The sequence below is a fragment of the Paenibacillus sp. TY11 genome (genome assembly GCF_059772165.1).
Genome location: NZ_JCBAIQ010000009.1, coordinates 151,554 through 176,271 on the forward strand (window position 1 = coordinate 151,554; position 24,718 = coordinate 176,271).

The 24,718-nt window shown below is 46.9% G+C and carries 22 protein-coding genes and 2 pseudogenes; 17 read left to right on the top strand and 7 right to left on the bottom strand.

The window, feature by feature from the left end:
- The first annotated feature begins 8 nt into the window (after positions 1 to 8).
- The 8 genes from AC6EJC_RS12370 to AC6EJC_RS12405 all read left to right on the top strand — a co-directional run bounded on the left by AC6EJC_RS12370 (position 9) and on the right by AC6EJC_RS12405 (position 7,792).
- Positions 9 to 1,328 (top strand): normocyte-binding protein, encoded by a 1,320-nt coding sequence (locus AC6EJC_RS12370; protein ID WP_444954205.1) that lies wholly within the window; start codon positions 9 to 11, stop codon positions 1,326 to 1,328.
- Positions 1,325 to 2,014 carry an iron-dependent peroxidase gene (locus AC6EJC_RS12375; RefSeq protein ID WP_444954206.1) on the top strand — a complete coding sequence of 230 codons (690 nt, stop codon included), beginning with the start codon at positions 1,325 to 1,327 and terminating at the stop codon, positions 2,012 to 2,014. The genes AC6EJC_RS12370 and AC6EJC_RS12375 overlap by 4 nt, the downstream gene beginning before the upstream one ends.
- Positions 2,015 to 2,045: 31 nt before the next feature.
- A complete protein-coding gene (locus AC6EJC_RS12380) occupies positions 2,046 to 4,697 on the top strand; it encodes an Hsp70 family protein (RefSeq protein WP_444954207.1) in 2,652 nt (883 codons plus the stop codon).
- Between the two features lie 37 nt (positions 4,698 to 4,734).
- Positions 4,735 to 5,247 (top strand): RDD family protein, encoded by a 513-nt coding sequence (locus AC6EJC_RS12385; protein WP_444954208.1) that lies wholly within the window; start codon positions 4,735 to 4,737, stop codon positions 5,245 to 5,247.
- A gap of 60 nt (positions 5,248 to 5,307) precedes the next feature.
- On the top strand, positions 5,308 to 5,460 hold the full coding sequence (locus tag AC6EJC_RS12390) for a hypothetical protein (protein WP_444954209.1): 153 nt from the start codon (positions 5,308 to 5,310) through the stop codon (positions 5,458 to 5,460).
- An 18-nt stretch (positions 5,461 to 5,478) separates the two neighbouring features.
- The gene (locus tag AC6EJC_RS12395; RefSeq protein WP_444954210.1) at positions 5,479 to 6,249 is read left to right on the top strand and encodes a DNA and RNA helicase; all 771 of its coding nucleotides are present in this window, start codon (positions 5,479 to 5,481) and stop codon (positions 6,247 to 6,249) included.
- Positions 6,250 to 6,344: 95 nt separating this feature from the next.
- The gene (locus tag AC6EJC_RS12400; RefSeq protein WP_444954211.1) at positions 6,345 to 6,962 is read left to right on the top strand and encodes a hypothetical protein; all 618 of its coding nucleotides are present in this window, start codon (positions 6,345 to 6,347) and stop codon (positions 6,960 to 6,962) included.
- Positions 6,959 to 7,792 carry a hypothetical protein gene (locus tag AC6EJC_RS12405; protein WP_444954212.1) on the top strand — a complete coding sequence of 278 codons (834 nt, stop codon included), beginning with the start codon at positions 6,959 to 6,961 and terminating at the stop codon, positions 7,790 to 7,792. The genes AC6EJC_RS12400 and AC6EJC_RS12405 overlap by 4 nt, the downstream gene beginning before the upstream one ends.
- On the opposite strand, the pseudogene AC6EJC_RS12410 reads toward AC6EJC_RS12405, so the two are convergent.
- Positions 7,728 to 7,919: pseudogene (locus tag AC6EJC_RS12410) on the bottom strand (PocR ligand-binding domain-containing protein); the annotation flags it as partial. The gene AC6EJC_RS12405 and the pseudogene AC6EJC_RS12410 overlap by 65 nt on opposite strands.
- Positions 7,920 to 8,108: 189 nt before the next feature.
- Between AC6EJC_RS12410 and AC6EJC_RS12415 the strand changes: the two are divergent.
- The 4 genes from AC6EJC_RS12415 (at position 8,109) to AC6EJC_RS12430 (ending at position 13,538) form a co-directional block, all read left to right on the top strand.
- Positions 8,109 to 9,242 (top strand): glycerol dehydrogenase, encoded by a 1,134-nt coding sequence (locus AC6EJC_RS12415; protein WP_444954213.1) that lies wholly within the window; start codon positions 8,109 to 8,111, stop codon positions 9,240 to 9,242.
- Position 9,243: 1 nt separating this feature from the next.
- Positions 9,244 to 11,004, top strand: a complete 1,761-nt coding sequence (gene dhaK, locus AC6EJC_RS12420) for a dihydroxyacetone kinase subunit DhaK (RefSeq protein ID WP_444954214.1) — start codon at positions 9,244 to 9,246, stop codon at positions 11,002 to 11,004.
- Positions 11,005 to 11,231: 227 nt separating this feature from the next.
- Entirely contained in the window at positions 11,232 to 11,483 is a 252-nt protein-coding gene (locus AC6EJC_RS12425) for a hypothetical protein (RefSeq protein ID WP_444954215.1), read from the top strand.
- Between the two features lie 441 nt (positions 11,484 to 11,924).
- Positions 11,925 to 13,538, top strand: coding sequence for a cellulase family glycosylhydrolase (locus AC6EJC_RS12430; protein ID WP_444954216.1), 1,614 nt, complete (start codon positions 11,925 to 11,927; stop codon positions 13,536 to 13,538).
- A gap of 321 nt (positions 13,539 to 13,859) precedes the next feature.
- On the opposite strand, the gene AC6EJC_RS12435 is transcribed toward AC6EJC_RS12430, so the two are convergent.
- The gene (locus AC6EJC_RS12435; protein WP_029515656.1) at positions 13,860 to 14,864 is read right to left on the bottom strand and encodes an LLM class flavin-dependent oxidoreductase; all 1,005 of its coding nucleotides are present in this window, start codon (positions 14,862 to 14,864) and stop codon (positions 13,860 to 13,862) included.
- A 153-nt stretch (positions 14,865 to 15,017) separates the two neighbouring features.
- On the opposite strand from AC6EJC_RS12435, the gene AC6EJC_RS12440 reads away from it, so the two are divergent.
- Positions 15,018 to 15,341: a DUF3817 domain-containing protein gene (locus tag AC6EJC_RS12440; protein WP_444954217.1), complete on the top strand. Its 324-nt coding sequence runs from the start codon at positions 15,018 to 15,020 to the stop codon at positions 15,339 to 15,341.
- Between the two features lie 129 nt (positions 15,342 to 15,470).
- Here AC6EJC_RS12440 and AC6EJC_RS12445 read toward each other — a convergent pair whose 3' ends face one another.
- Both AC6EJC_RS12445 and AC6EJC_RS12450 read right to left on the bottom strand, forming a co-directional pair.
- Positions 15,471 to 16,421 (bottom strand): acetylxylan esterase, encoded by a 951-nt coding sequence (locus AC6EJC_RS12445; protein WP_444954218.1) that lies wholly within the window; start codon positions 16,419 to 16,421, stop codon positions 15,471 to 15,473.
- 36 nt (positions 16,422 to 16,457) lie between these two features.
- Positions 16,458 to 16,721, bottom strand: a complete 264-nt coding sequence (locus AC6EJC_RS12450; protein WP_444954279.1) for a YkgJ family cysteine cluster protein — start codon at positions 16,719 to 16,721, stop codon at positions 16,458 to 16,460.
- 295 nt (positions 16,722 to 17,016) lie between these two features.
- On the opposite strand from AC6EJC_RS12450, the gene AC6EJC_RS12455 reads away from it, so the two are divergent.
- A complete protein-coding gene (locus AC6EJC_RS12455; protein ID WP_025686368.1) occupies positions 17,017 to 17,274 on the top strand; it encodes a GlsB/YeaQ/YmgE family stress response membrane protein in 258 nt (85 codons plus the stop codon).
- A gap of 127 nt (positions 17,275 to 17,401) precedes the next feature.
- Here the strand turns inward: AC6EJC_RS12455 and AC6EJC_RS12460 are convergent.
- A pseudogene (locus AC6EJC_RS12460) lies at positions 17,402 to 18,703 on the bottom strand (MFS transporter).
- Positions 18,704 to 19,035: 332 nt separating this feature from the next.
- On the opposite strand from AC6EJC_RS12460, the gene AC6EJC_RS12465 reads away from it, so the two are divergent.
- The 3 genes from AC6EJC_RS12465 to AC6EJC_RS12475 all read left to right on the top strand — a co-directional run bounded on the left by AC6EJC_RS12465 (position 19,036) and on the right by AC6EJC_RS12475 (position 21,396).
- On the top strand, positions 19,036 to 19,887 hold the full coding sequence (locus tag AC6EJC_RS12465; protein ID WP_444954219.1) for an amino acid ABC transporter substrate-binding protein: 852 nt from the start codon (positions 19,036 to 19,038) through the stop codon (positions 19,885 to 19,887).
- Positions 19,888 to 19,960: 73 nt separating this feature from the next.
- Positions 19,961 to 20,629 carry an amino acid ABC transporter permease gene (locus AC6EJC_RS12470; RefSeq protein ID WP_025676010.1) on the top strand — a complete coding sequence of 223 codons (669 nt, stop codon included), beginning with the start codon at positions 19,961 to 19,963 and terminating at the stop codon, positions 20,627 to 20,629.
- A 14-nt stretch (positions 20,630 to 20,643) separates the two neighbouring features.
- On the top strand, positions 20,644 to 21,396 hold the full coding sequence (locus tag AC6EJC_RS12475) for an amino acid ABC transporter ATP-binding protein (RefSeq protein WP_103049382.1): 753 nt from the start codon (positions 20,644 to 20,646) through the stop codon (positions 21,394 to 21,396).
- A gap of 294 nt (positions 21,397 to 21,690) precedes the next feature.
- On the opposite strand, the gene AC6EJC_RS12480 is transcribed toward AC6EJC_RS12475, so the two are convergent.
- Positions 21,691 to 22,971: an AAA family ATPase gene (locus tag AC6EJC_RS12480; RefSeq protein WP_444954220.1), complete on the bottom strand. Its 1,281-nt coding sequence runs from the start codon at positions 22,969 to 22,971 to the stop codon at positions 21,691 to 21,693.
- Between the two features lies 1 nt (position 22,972).
- Positions 22,973 to 24,430 carry an RtcB family protein gene (locus AC6EJC_RS12485; protein ID WP_444954221.1) on the bottom strand — a complete coding sequence of 486 codons (1,458 nt, stop codon included), beginning with the start codon at positions 24,428 to 24,430 and terminating at the stop codon, positions 22,973 to 22,975.
- Positions 24,431 to 24,718 lie beyond the last annotated feature (288 nt).

Genomic DNA, 24,718 nt, shown 5'->3' on the forward strand with positions numbered 1-24,718 from the left:
GAGACGTCGTGAAAGAACTGGTGCAGGACCGTTTGAGCAAGATGGACGATTTAGAGCAGAGACGTTTACTGAAAAATATGATGGCTGGGGTATTTATGAACCTCGTCGAATATCAGGAAGAAATGACCCGCCAGCTAGAACGGCGGGTATTTGAGGAAATTGAGAATACGGAAGAAAAATTTGATGTGTACGTGTCATTGACATCGCGTGAGGACTATGACCCGATTCATGAATTTTTATATCCTGTGTTACCGTCCGATACAGAGGAAAAACAGGTGGACATCAGTCGTGTGGCAGAGGTGGTACGCGAAGGCGGGGCGATGCCGCTGTTTACGCTTTTTCTCGAGATGGAGACCGAGCGAATCTCAGCGCTGGTACGCAGCAAGCGAATTTTCTCAGGAATGTTGGTAACGGAAACCGGAAACTATCCGATTCGTTTTCGTCTGGAACATAACCGTTCTTATATTTTGGAGATTGAGCAGCTATATCATACGTTTATGCAAAATGGCATGCCGTGGAAAACGATTAATCACCCGTACGCTTATAAATTTGTCGATTGTGTATTGATTGGAGGAGACGGCGAGCCAGCCGTCCATGAGGAAATTCATGAAATTACAATTTCATTGGAGGAATTCGACGTTTTTAAGAAGGGCGACGTTTTTCCGCTTTGGAACATTGAAAGGCTGGCTCTAAAGAACAGCGGTTTTCCTATACCCGCTATGGATCGTGTGAACTATGAGCATGTGCTGCCTTTGCGTAAAACAGGACCTGAGCATGGCTACCTGATTGACGGGACTGAAGGCGATATCCGGTATATCAAGCGTACAGAAGAGGAACTGACGATTGTCACACCACGTGATAAATCTGGCGAATGGAATGTGTTGAAGGTTACGAAGCCAGCTACGACAAGACTTAGTCGTCAGACTTATCCGGTATTGTCAAATCGGCGACAGGACAGCTTTTTGGGTCGATATGCTGGAAAACAGGCCGTGATTGTCCGTGCCAAGGCGGAAATCATGCGCATCGTAAACTCGTTTGAAGCAGCGCAAGGGCTGGAGCTGGAATGTGTGGACATCTTGGGAGGTACAGGGAGAAATGATGTAAGCAACCTTTTAACCAAAACCCAGACGTATCCGTTAAATCCGTTTGTCAGCGATAACGTGCGGACAGAGGAAGGCAAGCAGATCATGCGTTTGGGGTTCAGACGTGGTTCTGACGATGTTTTGCCCACCGCGCCTGCTTATATTTTATCCGATTTAATGAGCTTTCTGGTATCGGAAGTGCAGATGTATTTTCCAGAGTACAAGTGTGAAGGAGAATGGGTGTGAATTACGTCTGGGATTTGCTCATGCGAGCGAGAGAACAGGGGCTGGATGTAGATAAATTCCGCTTCGTACCCGCTGTCAGCTACTCTCCGTATATGGAGCTTAGTCTGGCAGAGTTGAATACTTCCCATTTGGAGCAGGTAGTGGAAATAAATCCGTACTACCGCTTTTATTCTATTTTTCGGGATCTGTTTCCACCGGATGCTGAAGAGTATCTGGAGCTTAGAGAATCGCTATTTGATATTATGATGCATTTTCTGGCGGAAATGGACTTGTATCAAGGGATGAATCGGCGGGAGTACCATATCCAGTTTGTTCGGCGTGATATTGCAGAGGGCATTTTTGGCCCGAAGGTAAAGGAAGGCTTTGGACAATTAAATCGTGAGGATCAGGATGCGATTGCTGAAGGACTACTGCGCCTGTATGAGACGGGGGAAGCCGTACATCTGCTAAAAGAAACGATGCGGCGCGTCTTTCATCGCTCGATCATTTACACCAATTGTGAGGAGAAAGACGAACTACTCATCTATATCGGCCAAGAGGAGACGCCGTTGTCACGGATTAAAGTGGATTTGATTCTGGATTTGTTTCTTCCGGCACGTTTTACGACGGAATTGTATTGGACAAGTCATTTCGGCATTTTGGAGGCAGATCCTACGATGAAAATAGACGCTATCGCCCTCTATTAAGGCTAAATGGCTAAGAAAGGACATGTGAACGATGAACGGACCCTATACATACAGGTTGCTAGACCCGCTCACCGATCGAAAAAGCATACGCTTCACGGCGAAATACACGCGGGCAGAATTGGAGCAAATGACGACCTTTCAGTTGCGCGGGATATGCGATAAGGAGCGACTGGTCGAGGGCTTTGCCAATCGTCTGGCACGTGAAGAATTGATTCGCGTGATTTTGCGATTTCGGAGCGCGGAGGAGCATCTACTTATCACGAGGCCGAATCCTGGCAGTTTTGAACGCATGGAATCAGCACTACAGCGAAATTGGAATGATCGACGGCAGGAGAGCGGCGGTATTCGGGTTCCCGCTAAAATCACGCTGTATCAGGGTGTGCGGACAGGTCGCATGGACAACTACCGGATCGAATCCGATTTGCCTTGGTTGAGCTCATCTAATGTGCTGCTGGTGAATGCGATGGGAGAGCTGTGCGGTGTTTTGAATTTGGTGAAGGATGAGGGACGAACAGGCGTATATTATCTTTCGCGTCATCGCGACGCTGAACTGCGAGAAACGTCCAATCATAGTTATAGCCTATTGTTTCTGCGAAGACAGGAATCGGAATATTTTTATAATCTCTACTATGGAGATAAGCCGATGCTGCCGCTGAAGCTTCAAGGTCATCGGATTCCGGTGGCAGAGCTGATCATTCGGGGCCCGGAAACAACAGATGCGGTACTGGCGATTGATTTTGGCACCTCGAACACCACGGCAGGTGCTTATTTGGATAGTTCCTACGTCACTGCCCCTGATAAAGGTATGAGCAGCACGGTAAGGCTGAACGCCATCAATTATGTATCATTCCCCGGCCCAGAAGGGGCAGAGGGCGACTGGATCGAAGTATTGCCGACCGCCATTCGCGTCGCGGACTGCTCTAATCCGGAACATATCGTTTATGTATTTGGGGAGGATGCACTACGTGGAACTGACGTGGCAGGCAGTCGTGCGACAGTATTGCGGGGGATCAAGCGTTGGGTTAACGACTACAAGCGAATCGAGGAATTAATGGATTCCGAGGGGAATACAGCAACTGCTTCCCGCAGCGATATTTTAGCTGCTTTTATCCGTTATGTGATTGCTACAGCCGAGCAGCAATTTAAGTGTCGGTTCCGCAACCTGCACTTTTCTGCTCCCGTCAAACTGCAACCCCAGTTTATTGAGATGTTTAGCGATATTTTGCCTGATTATCGGATTGAGACGGAAGATGCACTGGACGAAGGGCTGGCTGTGCTGTACAACACGCTGGCGGACCAGATGGAACGAGGGACTTTTGCGGACGGTGAGGAGTATCAGGCACTTGTCATTGATTGCGGTGGAGGCACCACAGATTTGTCTTCTTGTCGCTTCCGTATTGAGGACGGACGTATTGCTTACAAGCTGGATATTCACACAACGTATGAAAATGGGGATACCAATTTTGGTGGAAACAATCTGACATATCGGATTATGCAGTTTATGAAAATTGTATTTGCAGGTTATTATGCTGCCGAGACGCGTTTGCCTGACACCGATATTGATGCCCTGATTGGTATTCCTTCGGGAGATTTGTACCGTCATGTGGATGAGTTTGGTGTAGATGCTGTATATGCAGGACTGGAAGAGCATTACCGCGAGGCAGAGGCTATCTTGCCTACCGCGTTCAAACAATATGAACATGCTACACGGGATGAATATCAGCGGGTGCTGAGCAATTTTCATCTGTTGTGGAGCGCGGCAGAAAATATGAAAAAGGAATTTTTTCTACGTACGGGTATATTGCGCAGCCGTTTCGAATCCGAGCAGGTATCATCCCCTGAAAGCGACCTGAACATTGCAGTGATGGACCGTTGGCTGGTTTCAGTCATCGAAAACGGACGCTTTCGTGATGAATATGGTTTGCCTGATGTGGTGTTTAACATTCGGGAAATACAGCAGCTTCTTAAAGCGGATATCTACAATATAGTGCGCAAGTTTCTGGATGATTTTTATCAGGATGGACGCTTGCAGGATTATTCGATTATCAAGCTAACCGGGCAGTCCTGCCGGATTGACGTATTTCGCGAAGCACTCAAGGAATTTGTACCGGGGCGCAGTATTGAGTTTCGTCAAAAGGCAGAGGACCTGAGCCGGGTACCTGAGTTGAAAATGGCCTGTCTGCGCGGGGCTATCCGTTACCTGAACGCTAAAAAAATGGGCACGATTGAGCCTGTCATTACCAATCATATTCCGGCTATTCCGTACACGGTCAGCGCATGGACGCATACGGGACGCGAGAAGGAGCTGATTGCGAGTTTGGAGAGCAACCGGGTGCGTGGTTCCATTTCCCGGCCGTCTCATGCGGCTGAGGTGGAGTTCTTCCTGACGGCCAACGGGGGTAAGCTGCGTCAGCGCCATGTGTACCGCAGTCGGCCAGAAGCTTTTGAACCCATGCCGTATGAGGAAATTGCCGTGTTGTACGGGCGGGATATCCCGCAGGATGATACGGACTCCATCCGTAATGGGGAAACGAAATATTTTGTTTTTGTGGGGGATAGCCGCTGGGGCTTTTATGTAGTGCCGATTACCCGCCGAGATGAATTACTGCACCTGGGACCCAAACGCTTTTTTGCCTTCGAAAATGATCTCTCCGAGCTGGATTTCTTTGACGGCACGAAATAGATGAATAAGAAAAGTAAACACATTTGGAGGGGACAGCATGCTGTATGCGGGTTTTTGGAAACGCACCTTAGCTTATATCATCGATAGTCTTATTTTATGGTTTTTATTTTTAATATTTGGATTGATCTGGTTTGTAATTCGGGCCTTAGGGGATTGGATACCATCTCCGGCAGAAAGCTCTTTGCTCTCAGCCGGATCGCCTTCTATTTTTACAATTAAAGCAATAGGACAGACTTTGCTGAATTGGGGAGCTATATGGCTATATTATGCGCTCATGGAATCGTCCAAATGCAAAGCCACAGTGGGCAAGCTGGCTCTCGGCATCGTTGTGGTAGATGAGTTTAATCACAAGCTTAGCTTTGGACGTGCAAGTGCCCGCTACTGGAGTAAGCTTCTATCGGTCATCATTGTGTTCATCGGCTTTATTATGGCAGCCTTTACGGCTAAAAAACAGGCTCTCCACGATCTGATTGCCCATACTTATGTTATGGACAAACGCGAGCTGGACTATATCCTTCGTGAGCAGGCTCAACGCGGAGCCGGGATGTAAGGCAGATAAATAAGATCCTAAGACTATAATGAACCGTAGTTTTCAATCAGGGGGAGCACGATGGATATACGCAGATTTTTAGAAAAGAATTTTCGTCTATTTACTGGATTACTTGGAGTAAGTAAAGCTCAACCCACCGATGATGGAGTTCCTGTTCCGCCTCCTGCGCCCGGTGTAAATCGGCTATCCGTTCCCCTAAATAAAGAAGAATAGTGAAAGGAGGGGAGCACCATGTTAACCCATATCGTTCCGAAGTTTGAAAAAGGCCGTATTCTAAAAACCGAGATGCTGGAGAACCTGCGGGACTACTCTCGCAGTTTTCTGGATATCCGGTATCAGGATTTTTCGGATGGCATTATCACCGGAATGAACGTAACTGTCGGAGAGCACACACTGACCATTGGTAGAGGCATCGTGAAGCACAAGGACAGACTATACCTGCTGGAGCAGGAGCAGGAAGTGCCGTATGCGGCCACGGGGCGGCTGTCGGTGTTGAAAATCAAATTTCAAGAAGAGCAATCCACTGCTGATTTTCAGCGTTATTTGGGTGAAATTGCTCTCGAAGAGGAACAAGTTAATCAGCGTGAGCTGGAATTAGGCAGATTTAAGCTCAAAACAGGCGCTCTATTACGATCTGATTATGTGGATTTTGCCGATTTGGCAACAGAGTTCAACACATTTAACCTTATTCAAGTACAACAGGCAGGTACAACTGTGCCGACGCTACCTTCCTGTATTTTCAAAATGTTCGCACGTGAGCTTATCAGCCGTGGAACGTCAGATCCATTTGATCTGTCCTTTGCGATGCTGTGTCTAAATCAAGGCTTTATTGAACGTGAAGCCGTTCTTCATTATTTGTCATCCCGATCAGGGACAGCTTACCGAGACTACGATTCCAGTAAGTTACATCAGGTCATGTCTCGTGTATTGGAGGAAAAAGGGGGACGCCGTATGAACATGGGTGTCGCTCGCTCAGGTGGTCAACGGATGCTGGTAGATTAGCAGTTTAGAGTCATAGGAGCTATTGAGTAAGAGAATCAATTTGGAAAACGGTCATATTATCGATGGGTTGATAATGAGGCCAAGGAGCTGATGATATGGAGTATATGGACGAGCAAATCTTAGCATTAATGAACTCATTAAAGCAAGAGAAGTTATCTGTATCTGTAAAAGACTGGTCAACGATTTCACTGCAGACGTTAATACATTTAAACGGTGAGACTGTTTCTTTAACTGAACGCATTTTGCTGAATGAGCGTATATCCATGACCATGCCGAAAACGTTTAAGAAAATGGAGGAAGAAGATGCTTTGTTAAAGTATCCATCTTGCCATCGACCGGGACTTATTTTTACGAATAATACGGGTACAACAAATCTCACATTTAACCATACATCAAGTGAGCTTTCGGAGTCCGAGATGGAGCCATTTAAAAATGAAATGGTCAATATTCTTAAAAGTACAGAAAAGCTTATGGAATGGTACGGAGACGGCATTATCAATATTAAAAATCAGTTGGCTGGATATTGTGAATTTATAACGCCCACTTTGAGTACACCGCTCTACAATCTGGCTTGTTTTGTCACATTAGAGGAGCGTGCTCTTATCATTACTTTTAGCTGTATGGAAGAAGAGGTTAAACTGTGGCGGCCGATAGCAAAAGGTATGATGGGGTCTTTAGAAATTCAGGCCAACAGGGAAGGTGAACTAATATGAAGGTTTTAAGTACAACATACAGCAATGTGCAAATTACACCCTATCAATTAGTTAATCTACAGGAGTTGACAATTGAGAAGCAATTGAACCATCACACACGTTTAAAATTTACTGCTATTGTACCCGAAGAACTGAAGGATACCTACGTAGAAATGACTGAGGCAGATTCTTTAATCGAGGTATCCCAGATTACAGAGGAAGGCGAGTATTTATTGATATTTAGTGGTATAGTGTTGGAGATTGAAGTGAAATTCGTACGAGGGGTATACTATCTTGAAGTTGAGGCTATATCTCATACCTACAAGCTTGACATATGTAAGAAGAGTCGTTCATTTCAAGATAAACATATGAAAATGGCTGGATTATTGAAGGTTATTGCTAACGATTATCCTGGAATTGATATTATTGACTCAGCAACCGCAGGAGCATCATTAAATCAACTAACAATACAGTACCGCGAAACAGATTGGGAATTTCTTAAACGGATCGCTTCACGTTATCATACATCTCTCATGCCAGCTTCTACGTTTAGCACCCCCAAATTCTATTTTGGTGTGGAAGAAGTTAATGCCCCAGTGAACTTGGAAAATTATCATTATACCATTAGTAAACGTATGTCTTCCTTCCGCTATTTTTCTGAAAATGGTACAGCTACTATCCAAGAAAACCATTTTATAGACTATATTGTAGAGACTAATCATGTCCTTGAACTAGGGAATCAGGTTACTTTTCATGGGAAAACCTTGTTTATATATAAAGCACTAAGTAGGGAAGGAGATTCTCATCCTGGCGAACCTTCTTGCAGAACGATTGACATTGGCTGTGGCTAGTTACGGGATTCCCTTTATAATCGACGGTGAGAATGGCTAATTTGGTAACGGATGCTAATGAATCCTGCAACTGCTCCCACTTTTTCAAATCAAAAATTTTCTGGATGCTCAAATGTTCACGTATCAAGATTCTCATCCCTTAATGGTAAATTATCTTGTAAGCAATAACAAAAAAGTACAATTCGTGATCTTCAGTGCAAAAAAATACGATTGTAGATTATAATATATTCCTTGATTCCTCCAATGTAAAGTTTACATGGTTCGGTTATAGTTTTAATCAGAACGAAGCCAACACAATCATAAGGAGGAATTATAGATGAGAAAAGCTTTTATCAGCCCAAGCAAATATGTACAAGGTGAAAACGAATTGTTGAATTTGGGTTACTATGTGAGCACCTTCGGCAAATCCGCTTTATTGATTGCGCATCCTGCCGATGTGGCTCGGGTAAAAGATAAGCTTGATTCCACTTTGGATAAATATAACGTGACCTTTATTGAAAGCGGTTTTATGGGTGAGTGTTCCAGACAGGAAGTGTCTAGACTCCAGGAAATCGCCACTGCGAATGGATGCGATTGCATCGTTGGTCTCGGCGGCGGGAAAGCGATCGACGCGGCGAAATGCGTGGCTCAAGGAGAAGCACTTATCATCTGTCCGACGATTGCTGCGACGGATGCACCGACAAGTCACTCGGCCGTTCTTTACACCCCGGAAGGCGCTTTCGACGATTACGCCTATTTTAAGCAAAGCCCGAGTGTCGTATTAGTCGACACCACCGTAATCGCCAATGCACCAACCCGATTCCTCGTATCAGGTATGGGTGATGCACTGTCGACTTACTTTGAAGCCCGTGCGACCTCCCGTTCTTACTCCAGGGTCAATGCGGGATTGCCTAACGGAGTACACGAAGGACAGTGTGCGCCAGCAGTAGGTACGAATGCGGCGATTGCACTTGCAACGCTATGTTATGAAATGTTGTTGAAAGACGGTGCCAAAGCAAAAGCCGCATGTGATGAAAATCAAGTTACACAAGCACTCGAAAATATCATTGAAACTAATATTTTACTCTCAGGTCTTGGCTTCGAAAGCGGCGGACTTGCGGCGGCCCATGCGATTCATGATGGACTCACGATTTTGGAAGGCACGCATCATTATTATCATGGAGAGAAAGTTGCATTCGGCACGATCGCACAGCTGGTGCTCGAAAACGCGCCGACGAAAGAATTGCACCAGGTACTTGATTTCTGTTTAACCGTTGGTTTGCCGGTCTGCTTGGCTGATATCGGCGTAGATCATATCAGCCAGGAAGAACTCATGGAAGTAGCTGCAAAGGCCTGCATTCTGGAGGAATCGATTCATTCCATGCCGTTTCCGGTCACAGTGGAGCAGGTTGCAGCGGCAATCGCTGCGGCTGACCGTATCGGTAGTCAGTACAAAGCGGAGGTAAAGTAGCATGAAAAAGGTCATCAACCGTACGGAAAATCTGGTCCTTGAGATGTGCAGCGGTATTGCGCTCGCGCATCCCGAGTTGGAATTTCTGCCAAAATATAAAGTGCTCAAGAAAAAGGAATTGAACGCGGAGAAAGTAACGCTCATCAGCGGCGGTGGCAGCGGGCACGAGCCCGCCCACGCTGGCTTCGTTGGCAAAGGGATGCTCGATGCCGCGGTCTGCGGTGATGTCTTCGCCTCTCCCTCACAAATTCAAGTATATCAGGCCATCCGAGCGACAACCGGGAAAAAAGGTGCGCTGCTGATTATCAAAAATTACAGCGGCGATATTATGAACTTTAGAAACGGCGCCCATCTGGCCACTGAAGACGGTCTGGAAGTGGACTATGTAAAGGTTGAAGACGACATCGCTGTAGAAGACAGCCTATATACGGTCGGACGGCGTGGGGTGGCGGGAACGGTACTCGTCCATAAGATCGCGGGCGCAGCGGCGGAAGAGGGCCGGAGTCTGGCGGAAGTTAAAGCAGTGGCCGAGAAAGCCGCTGCGAATGTACGTAGTATCGGATTCGCATTGACTTCGTGTACCGTGCCGGCGAAGGGCTCGCCAACATTAGAGCTCGGGCATGATGAAATCGAGTACGGCGTCGGCATTCACGGCGAGCCTGGGACCAGTCGCGAGAAGCTGACGGATGCGGATACGTTGGCAGGCAGAATGGTAACCGATCTCCTTCGAGACATGCAGATCGAAACTGGATTCAGCGGAGAAATCGCCCTGTTGATCAATGGTTTCGGCGGTACGCCTCTGCAAGAACTGTACCTCTTCAACCATTCGGTCACTCGCGAACTAGCAGCGAAGGGAATCAAGATCGATCGCACTTTTGTCAACAATTATATGACCAGTATCGATATGGCAGGTATCTCGGTTTCCATCATGAAGCTGGACGACGAACTGAAAACGCTCCTTTCCCATGAAAGCAACGCGCCTGCGTTCAAGGTGGCTGGACCTGTTGATCATGTCGTATTCACGGATATTTCAACTGCATCAGACGAAAAGCGGCAAGTATCCTTCGAGGTAGAAACGGACTCTGCCTTCGCGGTTATTGAAAACAACAAGATTACGCTGAACAATCTTATCTACCTAGTCGATAAGATGAGCGAGGTTATCATCAAGAATGAGGTGCCTTTCTGCGATCTTGACTCTCATGCAGGCGACGGCGACTTTGGCATGAGCGTTGCAAAGGGATTTCGTCAGCTGAAACGGGAATGGAGAGACATCTTGAATCAAGATTCTTTGACGATAGGAACCTTTCTTCATTCATGCTCGCTCGTCATCATGGAATACTGCGGTGGCGCTTCGGGTCCGATCTGGGGCTCAGCATTTCGCGCAGCGGCACGATCTGCGGGCGAACGAACCGAACTCACCGTTTCTGAATTCGCGGATATGATGCAGACTGCGGTGCAAGGCATACAATCGACAGGCGAACGTTCTTTCGGCAGAGGAGCCGTCGTTGGCGATAAAACGCTTATAGATGCATTAGTGCCATGTGCGGATAGCTGGTTGGAGAGCGCGAAATCAGATTTTGACATGAAGGCAGCCTTTGTAAGAGGTGCTCAAGCCGCTGTATTAGGGGCCAAAAAGACGGAAGACATCGTGGCGCGCATGGGTCGTGCCGGAACGGTCGGAGAGAGAAGCCTTGGTTATCCAGACGCGGGGGCTTATGCGCTTGGGGTGATTTTTACGAAGCTCGCTGAATGTTTGAAATGATTCTCTGTATATCCAAAATACTCTCGCGAACACTTCGTTTAGTTATCCATTCTCACCTGTAACACTCGCTAATTCTTAAAAATTCAAGGTTTGTTCATTGCAATTGATGTGCATTAGGTTTATAATTTCAGACGGATTCAAAGGGCTTATCCCGGAATCCATGGGAGTTCATCCCATCTGAGCTAGCTTACTGCATGCTCAAATATGAATTAAGCGAGGGATTTACAATGAAAACCTGCTGCACCATCCAAGTTGACGAAGACAGTTTAGTTATTGATTTGCCAGAAGAAGGAACCACGCTAGAGTCCCTGCTCGGTGATATTGAGAGTTGTGGAGGCAGTGAAGAACCTTGGCTGCAACTTATAGACAAGGTAATGGGTAACTCATCTGAGACTGTACTGACAGATCAAGCGACGGATGGCGGCGATATGAAGGAAGATCAGACGACCAAAGAACCTCAGACAGCCGCTCAGGGGTAATAGGGAGATCATACGTTAAGACGATATTTGTAACATTATTCGATCACATATAAGATCATTTATAAGACTGCTATACCGAGCCAAGGCATCGGGAAGCAGTCTTTTTTTAGGTTAAAGTGTGGTAAGAGACTTTTTTTTAATCTTTTAACCAGCTAAAATTCGCTAAATTTTGCAATGGGTAAATGAGTCTTTTGTCCCTTGAGTACTCTACAGTAGCCAACCAAGTGGTACACATCCCAAAAACCGTGACTTCCTGTTCATTTTCTATGATAAAGTCGAAATGTAACATGAAACTAACTATAATAGTAGTAACATCCATATACAGGTAAGTACATCGAATGTTGGACCTGATCCTCTTGTTGTATGAAGGAGGGGGCGAAAGAGCGGAGAACAACGTACTGATAAGTCTCATCTACTTTATAAAAAGGAAGGAATGTGTAAATGATGAATGGGCAATGGATCCTGCCGAGGATCGCAAAAAGAGTAGCGGTGATGCTAACAGCAGTATTACTGTTAACGTTAACGAACGGATTCAACTGGAATACGCAAACAGCAGAGGCTGCTGGGACGACCCCTGTGGAACGTTACGGACAACTTTCAGTAAAGAATGGTAAACTGGTGGATAAAAATGGTAAACATGTACAACTCAAAGGTATTAGCTCTCACGGCGTCCAATGGTTTGGGGATCTGGTGAATCAGGACTCTATGAAATGGTTACGGGACGATTGGGGCATTTCCGTATTTCGGGTTGCGTTGTACACTGAAGAAGATGGTTATATCGCCAATCCTTCATTGAAAAATAAAGTGAAGGAAGCGATTGAGGCAGCACAGAAACTGGGCTTGTACGTCATTATTGACTGGCATATTCTTTCAGATGGCGATCCGAACATTCATAAAAATGAAGCCAAAGCTTTCTTTAATGAATTTTCCACTCAGTACGGCCATTTGCCTAACGTAATCTATGAACTTGCCAATGAGCCGAATGGGAATGTGAACTGGAACAATCAAATCCGACCTTATGCGTCTGAGGTATCTCAGATTATTCGCGCTAAGGACCCGGACAATATTATTATTGTAGGAACAGGTACATGGAGTCAGGATGTACATGATGCAGCAGACCATCCACTTCCAGACAAGAATACAATGTATACCGTACATTTCTATGCGGGTACGCATGGACAGTACTTGCGCGATCGGGTCGATTATGCGCTGAACAAAGGTGTGGGCATATTTGCTACCGAGTGGGGTACAAGCGATGCTTCGGGTAACGGTGGTCCGTTCCTGAATGAAGCCAAAGTATGGACTGATTTTCTGGCCAGCCGTGGAATCAGTTGGGCAAACTGGTCGTTGGCAGACAAAAATGAGACCTCTGCTGCGCTGTTGCCTGGGGCTGACCGTAAGGGCGGATGGCCTGATTCACAATTGTCCGCTTCCGGCAAATTCGTAAAACAGGCGATTTTGGAAGGCTCCAGCAACAATGGTGGAGGCAGAAACAACGGTGGGAATAATGGCGGAGATGGCAACACTGGCGGTGATAACGGTGGTGGCAACAACGGCGGCGATAACGGCAACGGAGGAAGTACACCAGGCAGTAATGATCAAGGGATTGTGCTACAGTATCGCACCAATGACACGAACGCCAAGGATAACGCAATCCGTCCTGAATTTAATATCAAAAATACAGGGAAAACAGCTGTGAAGTTGAGTGATCTAAAAATTCGCTACTATTACACAGATGAAAGCAAACAAGCTCAGCAGTTTTTTGTGGACTGGGCTAGGGTTGGCAATGAAAAGGTTCAAGCAACTTTTGTAACATTGCCAAATCCGAAGGCCAAGGCTGATAAATATGTGGAGATTTCTTTCACAGATGGATCGGGAACTATCCAGCCCGGCGGGGAAAGTGGAGAAATTCAACCCCGTATTCATGCTGCAAATTGGAGCAATTTTGATGAGACCAACGATTACTCCTATGGTGCTACCCAAACAGCATTCGCAGACTGGGACCATGGCACTGTATATCAGCAGGGTAAGCTGGTTTGGGGCATAGAACCTTAGAATCCAACCGTAACTAACTTTATCGGAACGAGTAAAGATATGGGACTTTTGGGTGCAATCTTTCCGAGCTTTGGAGTATACAGTATGCGCCTTTGGTATATGGGGACTGGAACTTTAGGAGGGAACGACTGACACTTTAGTTTCGGTGTATGTACTACCAAAGTACCATATGATATTCAACTTTTGTGGTGCTTGAATTACTTCCATAGTGCAGAGGATTTGGTTCCAATGGACCCTTCTCTACGACAAACCCCCGCTGTTGCCATTATAGGCAGGCGGGGGTTTTAATGTTTCTGAAGCTCACCCTCCGTTCAACCGCGTTTATACCAAATCAAAAGCTTTGGCCAGCAGACGGTAGGACTGAACACGTTTATCAAAGTCATGAATAGAAGAAACGACCAACAACTCATCGGTACGATACTGCTCAGCCAGTCTTAGCAGCTGTTCTTTACACTGTTCAGGGGTACCAACAACACGCCATGCTGCGGACTGACGCAGCCGCTCACGATCCAACTCCGTGTACGGATAGGACATTGCTGTTTTTACCGACGGAAGAGAACTCATTTCTTTACCCTGCATGAGCAAAAGGAAATACAAACTAGCACTGGACGCCAGCTGCTCAGCTTCCTCTTCGGTTTCAGCGCAGGCTACCGTAACTGCCGCCATGGAGTGGGGCTTATCACCCAGGATAGAAGGTTGGAATTGCTCGTGGTAACGCGCGGTAGCTTCTACACCACCTGGAGTCCCGAAAAATTGGGCAAAGGCATAGGAGGCACCCATCATCGCGGCCAATCTGGCGCTCTCTCCGCTGGAGCCAAGCAACCATAATTCAGGAACGGTCGATATCATCGGGGAGGCATGAAGACCGGCAAACCGATGATTGTCAGGCACCGAATCATGGAAGTAGTCGATTAAATCGAGAATCTGCTGTGGATATTGTTCGACAGATTGGTACTTGCCTTCCTGCAGGGCGCGAGTAGCTAGCGGTAAACCACCGGGAGCACGCCCTATTCCCAGGTCGATGCGTCCTGGATGGAGCGCCTCCAGCAAGCGGAAGTTTTCGGCGACTTTATACGCGCTGTAGTGTGGCAGCATGATACCACCTGAACCCACACGAATACGTGATGTATGAGCAGCCAAATGCGCAATCAGCACCTCAGGGCTGGAGTGCGCTAGTGTTTTGGACGCATGATGCTCGGATACCCAATAACGGCTGTATCCCAGTTGATCAGCTTCACGCGCTAAATCTGTTGTATTGGATAATGCATCCTGAGCGGTACCGCCTTCAGGAATATGAGACTGGTCCAGTATACCTAGTTTAAGCATTTTGCAATCACCTCTTACACAACTGTATCAGACACAACTCATTAGGTCAAAACTCAAAAATGGATAGGTTGGAGTTTAGGGACCTTTTCGTTATAATAAAGGATGTGTAAAGGATGAGAGAACATCCTTGCTTATGGAGAGGGGAATGAATTTGTGTTAAGAACACCTTTGGGGCGTGTCCGACTCATGCTCTGGATTCAAGCTATAGCGTATTTGGCGATACTATTCACCCACCAGCCGCTGCAAGCTGCGGGCTTGACCCAGGCGGTTATGGCGATTGGTAACATATACAGGGTGAGCTTTCTGTTGCTCCTCGTTGCCTTGATCTATGGCAAAACAGCGCTGCATTGGCCTATCCGGCGGCCTCTATTTATTATGTTTGCATCTTTTATTCCGTTTGGTCTGATGATTATGGATTTTGTTTGGGTGCGAAAATGGACTGGGGATTCGGCAGCAGAACAGCGAGCTGCATCGTAATCTTAGAAGATTTGTTTCGTGTGAGTTGTCGAGGAGTTTGTCGGGCGTAAGCGGGACTGGCCCCGATGCAGTAGAAAAGAACATTACGCAGTTTGATGCGTGGTGTTCTTTTTTTGTGCACCGGAGGAATTATGAAAAATGCTGAACTAAAAATTCAGCTGCCTTGCGTCTTTGGAAGCCTTCAACCCAATGTCCGGTAAATGGATAAATTCCGATCGTTTTCGGCGATTCAATGCGGTTATAAGCAGCGAAAATCGTTTCTGGCATACACACAGTATCCTTGAATCCTACCGATACCATGACTGGGATACGAATGCGATGAGCAAGATTCATCACGTCAAAATAACTTAATGTATGTAGTACCTGCTCCAAATGCTCCGGGAATCGGTTTGCAAATTCGGCAGCTTCCGTCAGTGAACTGGTAGAATTCATCATACCAAAATCCATATGACACATATTGGGAATATCAGCTACCGTAATGGCAGCTTTATCGCTGAGCGCAGCCACGATTAATGCAATTCCGCCGCCCTGGCTGGCGCCACTGATTGCAATTTTAGCCGAATCGACATCCGACTGCTCTGCCACCCAATCTACGGCTCTAAGGGCATCGGTCGTAATGGTTTTGTAGTAGCAGGTATCCTTGTCCAATATTCCTTTCGTTACCCAGCCTTTAACCGTACCGTGAGGATCATCCATACGGTCTCCCGTTTCTCCCCCCTGACCACGTACATCTACCGCCAATACAGCGAAGCCAAGCATTAGCCAGGAGGAATAATCTTCAGGATAACCTTTTCCGCCTGTATAGCCATGAAATAGAACGATACACGGCAGCTTTTGATCTCCGGCAAATCGAGGGCGTACATACCAGGCATACAGCGGCGTATCATCGACACCCTCAAAAGTAACCCGGTAGGCAAGAATATGAGGATACGGAGTTTCTATGGGAGTTTTGAACGCACGTACAGGTTTGGCGTAGACTTCTTCCAGTGTTTTGTCCCAGAATAAATCTATATCCTTCGGGGCGGTAAGATCGGGGCGATATTGCTTCAATTCGTCAATTCTTTTTTCAATGACATTCATAATAAAAATTCTCCTTCATATAGAATGAGTTTCTCCTTAAGCTTTACCCGGTAAAGTAGACTCCTCGAGATCTCTCAGCAGCTCAAATGCTCTTTCATTAGTGCTTCCGCACGTATCCTCATCAGCATGAAATCCACTGCATACGGCTGGGCGCTCAGGTTTGCCAAACAATCGGCAACGGTAATCCGGAGTAAGCTGAGGGCAAGGCACACCAGCTGGTTTTCCATCTGGCATGCCGGGAATAGGGGAAGAAATCGTAATGGCAATACAGCACGCCGCGCATCCTACTCGACACTCCAGTTGGGGTCACTCCTTATAATCTGTTATTTTTGTAACTTATGCATGAAGTGACTTCAATGAAGCCATAATGTGAGGATGGCACAAAAAAAGCAGGAATACAAGGATAAACGCATATTAGGCACACTTTTCATGCACGGGGTATAAATAGTCGGGGAGGCACGTAGGATGGTATCAAGCCCCTAAATCAGTGTTTCGTTAATGGTAATATTAACCAATTGTGCCCTGTGTGTTCAAAAGGAGTTCGAGTGGTTAATAATAGAACACAACGATAAAAACTTAAACGAGGTGACGCAAAATGAGTTGGTTATGGGCATTGATTGTTGGCGGTATTATTGGTTGGTTGGCAGGAATTATCGCAGGTCGTGATGTTCCGGGTGGCGTGATAGGTAACATCATCGCTGGTTTTATCGGTGCATGGTTGGGTAGCTTGATTCTGGGAGACTGGGGTCCTGAAATCGGATCGTTCTACATCGTTCCTGCATTAATTGGTGCGATTGTGCTGGTCGTGATTGTAAGCTTGATCTTCCGTTCCGTTGGACGGAGCAGAGGCTAACTTTACGAATCATTGAATAGACTAGCCCCCATGGGGCACAAGGCTAAAATGGAAAAAAGCTGCTTCCGTAAGGTTCAAAATGAACCTGTGGGAGCAGCTTTTTTTGAGAAAAAATGACGGGTTTTTCCTATTGAAACCGCCTGATATGAGGAACACTTAGAACGCCCAGTACGATACACATGCCGATGGTTGCAAACATGCCAATTGTGAAGATACCACCAAGTTTGTCCGCCATAGCACCTACTGCTAGATAGCCGACAGGGAGCAGGGCAAAGGAAAACATCAGATCCAGACTAGCTACACGCCCAAAGGACTCGGCGGGAACTAATTCCTGAAGGCTTGTCTCCCAGATAATCGCAAATATCATAATGCCAAATCCTTCAAGCATCATGCTCATAATCAATCCTGGCATCCAGGTGACTATAGATAACAGTAGTAAAGCAAGACCGCTGACAAAAGCTCCTAAGTAAGCGAGTAGGCCGCGATGCTTCCAATGCTTGCGTGACCCATACACAAACGCCCCCAGCATGGCGCCAATGCCGCTACTTGCCATCGCGATGCCGTACACGACTGGAATTTAGATATGATGAACCTTGAACAGCCACGGAATGAGTACAGCGATAATGCCTGAATAACAAATATTAATGAAGGAAAAGGCAAGAATCGTAATCCATAGCCAAGGGTGGCTTTTGAGAATGGTAAAGCCTGCTATAAAATCCTTGAGAAAATGCTGTCCACCCTGATCTTGCTGTTCTGGCTCTGCCTGACGCTTGCCGAACATTGAGGCCAAATGAGTGCTCAGCATCCAAAAGCAGGCAAAAGATAGGAGATAAGTGATAGAATCCAGTCCAAAGCCGACACCCGGTGAGGAAAAGGATACAATGAAGCCTCCTAACGGAGGACCGAGAAGACGGACGGCTTGTATACTGATCTGACTAAGCGCGTTGGCTGCATTGCGAATGTCCGGTGTGAATACCTGTGCACGTAAGGCAGAATAAGCCGGATTAAAGATACCGTCCATCAATCCGTACAACGCAAGGCCAACGAACAGAAACGGCAATTTCATCCCGCCAGTAAACATCAGTACCGCCGCAACGAACATCAGTCCAAACCGGGCGATATTCGTAAACAGAAGGAGACGGATTCGGTCAATTCTGTCCACGATCATTCCTGCGAAAGGCAGAATAAGTACGTTAGGCAGCATATAAACAGTCATCGCCAGTCCCATGATGGTAGTCGAGCCTGTCAGAGAATAGATAACCAGTGGCAAAATGACTGTGGTGACTGAACTTCCTAGCATAGCGATCCAATGTCCAAGCCACAGCAGGGTGAACGCTTTGGATTGCTTTAAAGGTGAAGTGAAAGTAGCCCAGGCCGAGGGACTTCTTTCAGGTGAAGTAGAGGATAAGGTTGAGTTTTGGGTATCCATGATCACACTCCATTAGCAATTTGTAAAATACAGTATGTATTCCTTTCAATCAGAGTTGAGGTAAATATTACTAAACTTCATATTGAAACCTATTATACTAAATCTGTAACGTAATATTGTACAGAAAAAGTTGCTGTGAGGGAAGTTAAGATGAATAGCCTGCCTATGAATGAGTCAACCTAGAATAACTTTAGGCTGCAAATGAGATATAACTTACCTTTTGCATAGGGATTATTGGATAAAAGCATTGACGCGTGAAAATGAATGATGTACTATTCAATGAGTCAGCCACGTGCTAGGTTATCAAGAAAAAGGGAAAGAGTGTGGATAACATGAAAAAATTTAGTTTTTTGCCGATTATACTCATCGTGATAGCATTGCTGGTTTCGGCCTGCGGTAACAACGATAAAGGCGCCAATACGAATAATGCAGCTACCGGAGATAACGGATCTAATAATGGTAAAGCAGATACAACTGCTACAGCTACTCTTGAATCTGTAAAAGCGAGCGGCAAGCTGAGAATTGGCACGGAAGGCACCTATGCTCCGTTTACCTACCATGATGCTGCTGGTAAACTGACAGGCTTCGACGTCGATATTGCGACCGAAGTGAGTAAACGCATGGGTGTACAACCGGAGTTTATCGAGACGCAATGGGACGGCATATTCGCAGGATTGAACTCCAAGCGGTTTGACACGGTGTTCAATGAAGTATCCATTACAGATGAGCGCAAGCAAAAATATGATTTTTCCGATCCGTACATTGTCTCCAAGGCGGTTCTGATCGTGAGCGAAGATAATACGGACATCCAGAAATTTGCTGATCTGAAAGGGAAAAAGGCTGGGCAATCCCTGACTAGTAACCTGACTCAAATCGCGAAAAGCAACGGTGCGGAAATTGTGGCAACAGAGGGATTCAACCAAGCCATTGACCTCCTCACATCCAAACGGGTGGATGCGACCGTTAATGACGGATTATCCTATCTTGATCTGAAAAAGCAAAAGCCTGACGCTCCAATCAAAAAGGTGGACGAATCTTCAGATGCTTCACACAGCGCAGCTGTATTTAATAAAGGAAGCGAAGATTTGATCAAGGAAGTAAACAAAGCGCTGGCTGATATGAAGGCTGACGGTACGTACCTGAAAATTTCTGAGAAATATTTTGGAGCCGACGTATCCAAATAATAAATGAAGACCAAAAGTTCGCCAAGTCGAACCGAATCTTCTCAAACCTATCTTTTCAAAGGATGTCTGTACAATGGATGATCGCCAAATACAAATCATTATGGATTCATTATTGCCTCTGCTAAAAGCAGGGGTTTCTTTTACGATTCCGCTCACGCTTATCTCCTTTGCACTTGGACTCGTGCTGGCGTTGATTACAGCGTTGGCCCGGCTGTCCAAATGGAGAATACTCAAGCTGATTTTCGGCTTCTATGTATGGGTAATTCGGGGAACTCCTTTGCTGGTGCAATTGTATATTATTTTCTACGGTTTACCTTCCGTTGGTATTACATTAGACCCGTTTATTGCTTCAGTGATCGGCTTTACACTCAGCGTGGGGGCCTATAGCTCTGAAATTATGCGTGCGGCTATTATTTCCATTCAGGAAGGCCAATGGGAGGCGGGATACTCCCTGGGGATGACGCGCTGGCAAGTGTTGCGGCGTATCGTGCTTCCGCAAGCATCCCGTGTATCCGTACCTCCGTTGGCTAATTCATTCATCAGCTTGGTGAAGGATACCTCACTAGCTGCGACCATCACTTATGTGGAAATGTTCAGAACAGCTAACCAGATTGTAGCTACCACATACGAACCGTTATTGGTGTATACCGAGGCGGGAGTTATTTACCTGCTGTTTAGCACCATTTTGACTGTGCTACAAAATTACCTGGAAAAGCGACTGAGCCGTTTTTCCGTCAGATAAAGGAGATTGTACCGGTGATCCAAATTCGGAATATACACAAATCGTTCGGCTCGCTGGAAGTACTTAAGGGTGTTGACGTGACGTTGGGTAAAGGGAAAGTGCTTGTTATTATCGGTCCTTCCGGTTCTGGTAAAACAACGCTTTTACGCTGCTTGAATTTGCTGGAGGTTCCCGATCAGGGAGAGATTCAGGTGGGAGATATTGCACTGAATTTTGCGAAAGGAACGAAGCTCCGGCAAGAAAACATTTTGGCGCTGCGTAAGCGGACAGGGATGGTATTTCAATCCTACAACCTCTTTCCGCATATGACAGCAGTACAAAATGTGATGGAGGGACAAGTCACGGTTCAGAAAAAGAGCAAGGACGAGGCGCGTAAACGTGCATTGGAGTTGCTTAAAAAAGTGGGACTGGCTGATAAAGCGGAATCCTATCCGCATCAGTTGTCGGGAGGACAGCAGCAACGGGTCGGTATTGCCCGGGCAATGGCGGTCGAACCTGAGGTACTGTTGTTCGACGAGCCGACCTCCGCTCTTGATCCCGAGTTGGTAGGTGAGGTGCTCAAGGTCATGAAGCAGCTGGCTGCCGAAGGGATGACCATGGTCATTGTCACCCATGAAATGAAATTTGCGGCCGAGGTCGCGGACCATGTGATTTTGATGGATCAGGGTGTAATCGTTGAGCAGGGTACGCCGCATGAGGTTCTGGAGCAGCCCACCAGTCCACGGGCTATTCAGTTTTTGAATCGTCTGAGCGGGGAAGCGGAATAAAGGGAGGTCATAGAAGTTGAGCTGGAAAATTCCATGGTGCGCCACTGCGCAGGCGGATGGTGCTTCCCATCGCTGTTGCCCCCAGATTTCCTGGTTGAATACTCAATGGTAGAATCCGGGGGCAAAGGCGAACGCTGCCGCTTGTACAGCACCACTCCGCTTACTCCGTTTTCCATGTAAATTTGTCGCGTTCAGCTTATATAACCCTAAAGAAGAGAAAAGAACCTCTGAGTGCGCCAATATGGGCATCAGAGGTTCTTTGCATATGATGATACACGTCCGAAAAAGAAAAAATCAGAAGAACCCAACTCGTCCTTCGGCCACATTTTTTAACCAGTCCTGCTTGCGGCTCTTATCGAGCTCGCCTCGCATACCTTTAATAATCAGCTCAATATCGGCTTTTCCCTGCTCATGCCATTCCAAAGCAGTGCTGACATACAGTTCTCCGAGCTGAGCGAGGGAAAAGCCGTCAGTCATCGCTGCCGCCTTCTGTGTACCTGTCTCCCCTGCAAAAACAAGGAAGTTACGCAGCTTGAGATACGCAAGTCGCAGCGCTTCGTCAGGTAAACTGATTTCATAGGCCCGATCGAATCGACCCGCCCGGTTCATTAGACCCGGGTCAATTTTTTCGGGATAATTGGTCGTTCCGATCAGGAAGATGCCCTCCTTGGATGTAGCACCGTCGAGGGTATTCAGGAAAAAGGAACGAACCTCCTGAGGCATAGAATCAATGTCCTCAATGACCAGCACCATCGGAGCCAGGCGAGTAGCCGCCTCGAACACCTCTTTGACCGATTCACTGGTTGTATACTCCGTAATTTGCCAGTAGGCGGCCGGACCCGGTACACTGTTGGCAATTGATTTTACAAGTGTTGTTTTACCGTTGCCCGGATGGCCGTATAGCAGAATACCACGCTTGTAAGGAATGTTATAAGTCTGATAGAAAGAACGATCTGCTTCAAAAAACTGATCGAGTGATCGGAAAATATCCCGCTTGATTTCCGCTTTCAAAATCACGTCATCCCGCGTAATTGCGCGGGTTATCGGCTCCGCCTGCCGTGAAAGTCCACGGCTTGTGTCGGTAAAGACGGTGACACGCTTCATATTTTGCTTGCGTTCACGACCGCGTACTCCCGCGAGGAAGCCTTGCAGCTCCTGGTCGCCTATCGCAAATACGTAATCTTCATTATATACGCCATTATCACGGAAAAAGGGAACTCGCGCCAGCGCGATGCCCCACTTGGGATAGGCGAATACATTATTACGCATCGACAGATGCACGCCGTATTCTGGGGTCGGCCCGTCATCATCATACTGGATGGTGCGTTCCTCCAAACGATCGAAGACCCGCGCCACATGCTCCAGATCAGGGCTGGCTGAACGAATATCCTCCTCCAGCAAATCCCAATACTCAATATTGGGATCATCGCTGGCATACAGCTCGTATTTTACGCCATAGCGGTTATAGAGTGCTTCACTGATACCGTCGATCAGACGGGCATAAGCGGCATAACCGGTAATGCGCCCATCTGTACGTTCATCAAATTCGTAAATAGCCGGGATGTCTATACTCAAATTATTTGGCTCCTTTCAGGGCGGCCAGCGGCTTGCATTTAGCTACAACTGCTGCGAGTCCTGCCCCGGTAACACTTTCGATAATATCATCTACATTTTTGTAGGCTTGCGGAGATTCGTCGATAATGCTTTCCAGCGATGCCTGATTGACCACAATTTCGTCGTCTGTCCCTACACCCAGTGCCCCTGCAAAATCGTCCACACTGACGAGCCGTTTGGTCGCAGAACGCGAACGAATGCGGCCCGCTCCATGGCAAATGGAGTGGAAGTTATCCTGACCGCCCGGTAAACCTACCATAATATAAGAGGCTGTCCCCATAGAGCCGGGGATCAGGGCCGGATGCCCTGTCGCCTGATAAGGCCGCGGATTGTCGGGGTGCCCTGCTGGGAGAGCGCGCGTAGCACCTTTACGATGCACAAACACGCTGCCGTGATCCGGATGGGATTCCTTCCAAGCATAATTGTGCATCAGATCGTACAAAGTACGCAACTCGCATTTTGTACCAAAGACATCGCGGAAGGCTTCACGCACGGAATATGCGATTAGATGTCGGTTCACCACGGCATAATTCAGCGCCGAATACATCATATCGACATAATGTGCAGCCTCGGGATGATCCAGCGGTGCGAATACCAGTCTCGGGTCGGAGGTACCGAGTCCGAGACGGCTCATCGCCTTGGCAATGGCAGATGAACTGGTCTGGCTGACGGCTCCACCCCAAGCCCGTGATCCGGAATGAATCATCACAGCCACCTGACCGTCGAACATACCCCAAGCTTCAGCTGTTTCGCGGTTTTCTTCCGCGATTTCAATCGCCTGAATTTCGACGAAATGATTGCCTCCACCCAGCGTGCCGAGCTGCCGGTGAGCCCGATGCCATATACGGTCTTCTACGAGATTCAGCACCTCCTCGTCAAATGAGAACTTACTGTGCTCTACATGGGTGAGTGAGGTGGACTTCTTAGGAGTGTAGCTATCCGGAATATATTTATTGGGTAAGCCATGCAGACCCTTGCGTACAATATGCTCCAGTCGAATATCCGAATAATGCCCGCGTTGGTGGGCTTCCATAGGCAAGTATTTGTCGATAGTCTTAACCAACTTACGGCGCAGCTTGGTTTCCTTCAAAGCATCCTTGTGCAGATTGGTCAGGTGTACGCGCATGCCGCAGCCGATATCACTACCGACGATGGAGGGAGATACATAGCCGTCCTCCATTCCCCATACAGCAGTCGTACCGATGCAGGTTCCGACGCCTACATGTACATCTGGTGTGTATCCCATATAGCGGATACCTGGAATTTGTAAATTGTTATTAGCCATCTCGAACACTTTGTAATCCAGCGAGGAGAAAAGTTGCTGAGAAGCATATACGGTCAGATCACCTGCCGGAAGCTTCATCAGATGGCTGTAGGGTCCTTCATGAAAGGACGAGTCGGTTGTATGCTGTATATTCATATAATTGGGTAGTTCCCTTCTTCATGTAAATTCATAAATACTTGCATAAAATGATTTGAAAAAACAAAAAAAACCGCAGACTTGTCGTCTACGGCTTCCTGCACCGAAAGTGTCATTACATTTTATGATTCAGTACATCATAAATACGTAAAATAACCTGTTCTTCCAATAGCATAAAAAATAAAAAAGCCTGGCTAATCACGCCGTAAGACAGCGTGATATCACCCATCATGTCGCCCGAACGGGGCCGATGAGACGAAAATTCAAATATGTGGTTGTATCATGCTG

Coding starts and splice junctions, on each gene's coding strand:
- dhaK (WP_444954214.1), top strand. CDS start 9,244: ATGAAAAAGGTCATCAACCGTACGGAAAATCTGGTCCTTGAGATGTGC.
- AC6EJC_RS12415 (WP_444954213.1), top strand. CDS start 8,109: ATGAGAAAAGCTTTTATCAGCCCAAGCAAATATGTACAAGGTGAAAAC.
- AC6EJC_RS12390 (WP_444954209.1), top strand. CDS start 5,308: ATGGATATACGCAGATTTTTAGAAAAGAATTTTCGTCTATTTACTGGA.
- AC6EJC_RS12405 (WP_444954212.1), top strand. CDS start 6,959: ATGAAGGTTTTAAGTACAACATACAGCAATGTGCAAATTACACCCTAT.
- AC6EJC_RS12430 (WP_444954216.1), top strand. CDS start 11,925: ATGATGAATGGGCAATGGATCCTGCCGAGGATCGCAAAAAGAGTAGCG.
- AC6EJC_RS12485 (WP_444954221.1), bottom strand. CDS start 24,430: ATGAATATACAGCATACAACCGACTCGTCCTTTCATGAAGGACCCTAC.
- AC6EJC_RS12455 (WP_025686368.1), top strand. CDS start 17,017: ATGAGTTGGTTATGGGCATTGATTGTTGGCGGTATTATTGGTTGGTTG.
- AC6EJC_RS12395 (WP_444954210.1), top strand. CDS start 5,479: ATGTTAACCCATATCGTTCCGAAGTTTGAAAAAGGCCGTATTCTAAAA.
- AC6EJC_RS12385 (WP_444954208.1), top strand. CDS start 4,735: ATGCTGTATGCGGGTTTTTGGAAACGCACCTTAGCTTATATCATCGAT.
- AC6EJC_RS12400 (WP_444954211.1), top strand. CDS start 6,345: ATGGAGTATATGGACGAGCAAATCTTAGCATTAATGAACTCATTAAAG.
- AC6EJC_RS12425 (WP_444954215.1), top strand. CDS start 11,232: ATGAAAACCTGCTGCACCATCCAAGTTGACGAAGACAGTTTAGTTATT.
- AC6EJC_RS12380 (WP_444954207.1), top strand. CDS start 2,046: ATGAACGGACCCTATACATACAGGTTGCTAGACCCGCTCACCGATCGA.
- AC6EJC_RS12445 (WP_444954218.1), bottom strand. CDS start 16,421: ATGAATGTCATTGAAAAAAGAATTGACGAATTGAAGCAATATCGCCCC.
- AC6EJC_RS12465 (WP_444954219.1), top strand. CDS start 19,036: ATGAAAAAATTTAGTTTTTTGCCGATTATACTCATCGTGATAGCATTG.
- AC6EJC_RS12470 (WP_025676010.1), top strand. CDS start 19,961: ATGGATGATCGCCAAATACAAATCATTATGGATTCATTATTGCCTCTG.
- AC6EJC_RS12435 (WP_029515656.1), bottom strand. CDS start 14,864: ATGCTTAAACTAGGTATACTGGACCAGTCTCATATTCCTGAAGGCGGT.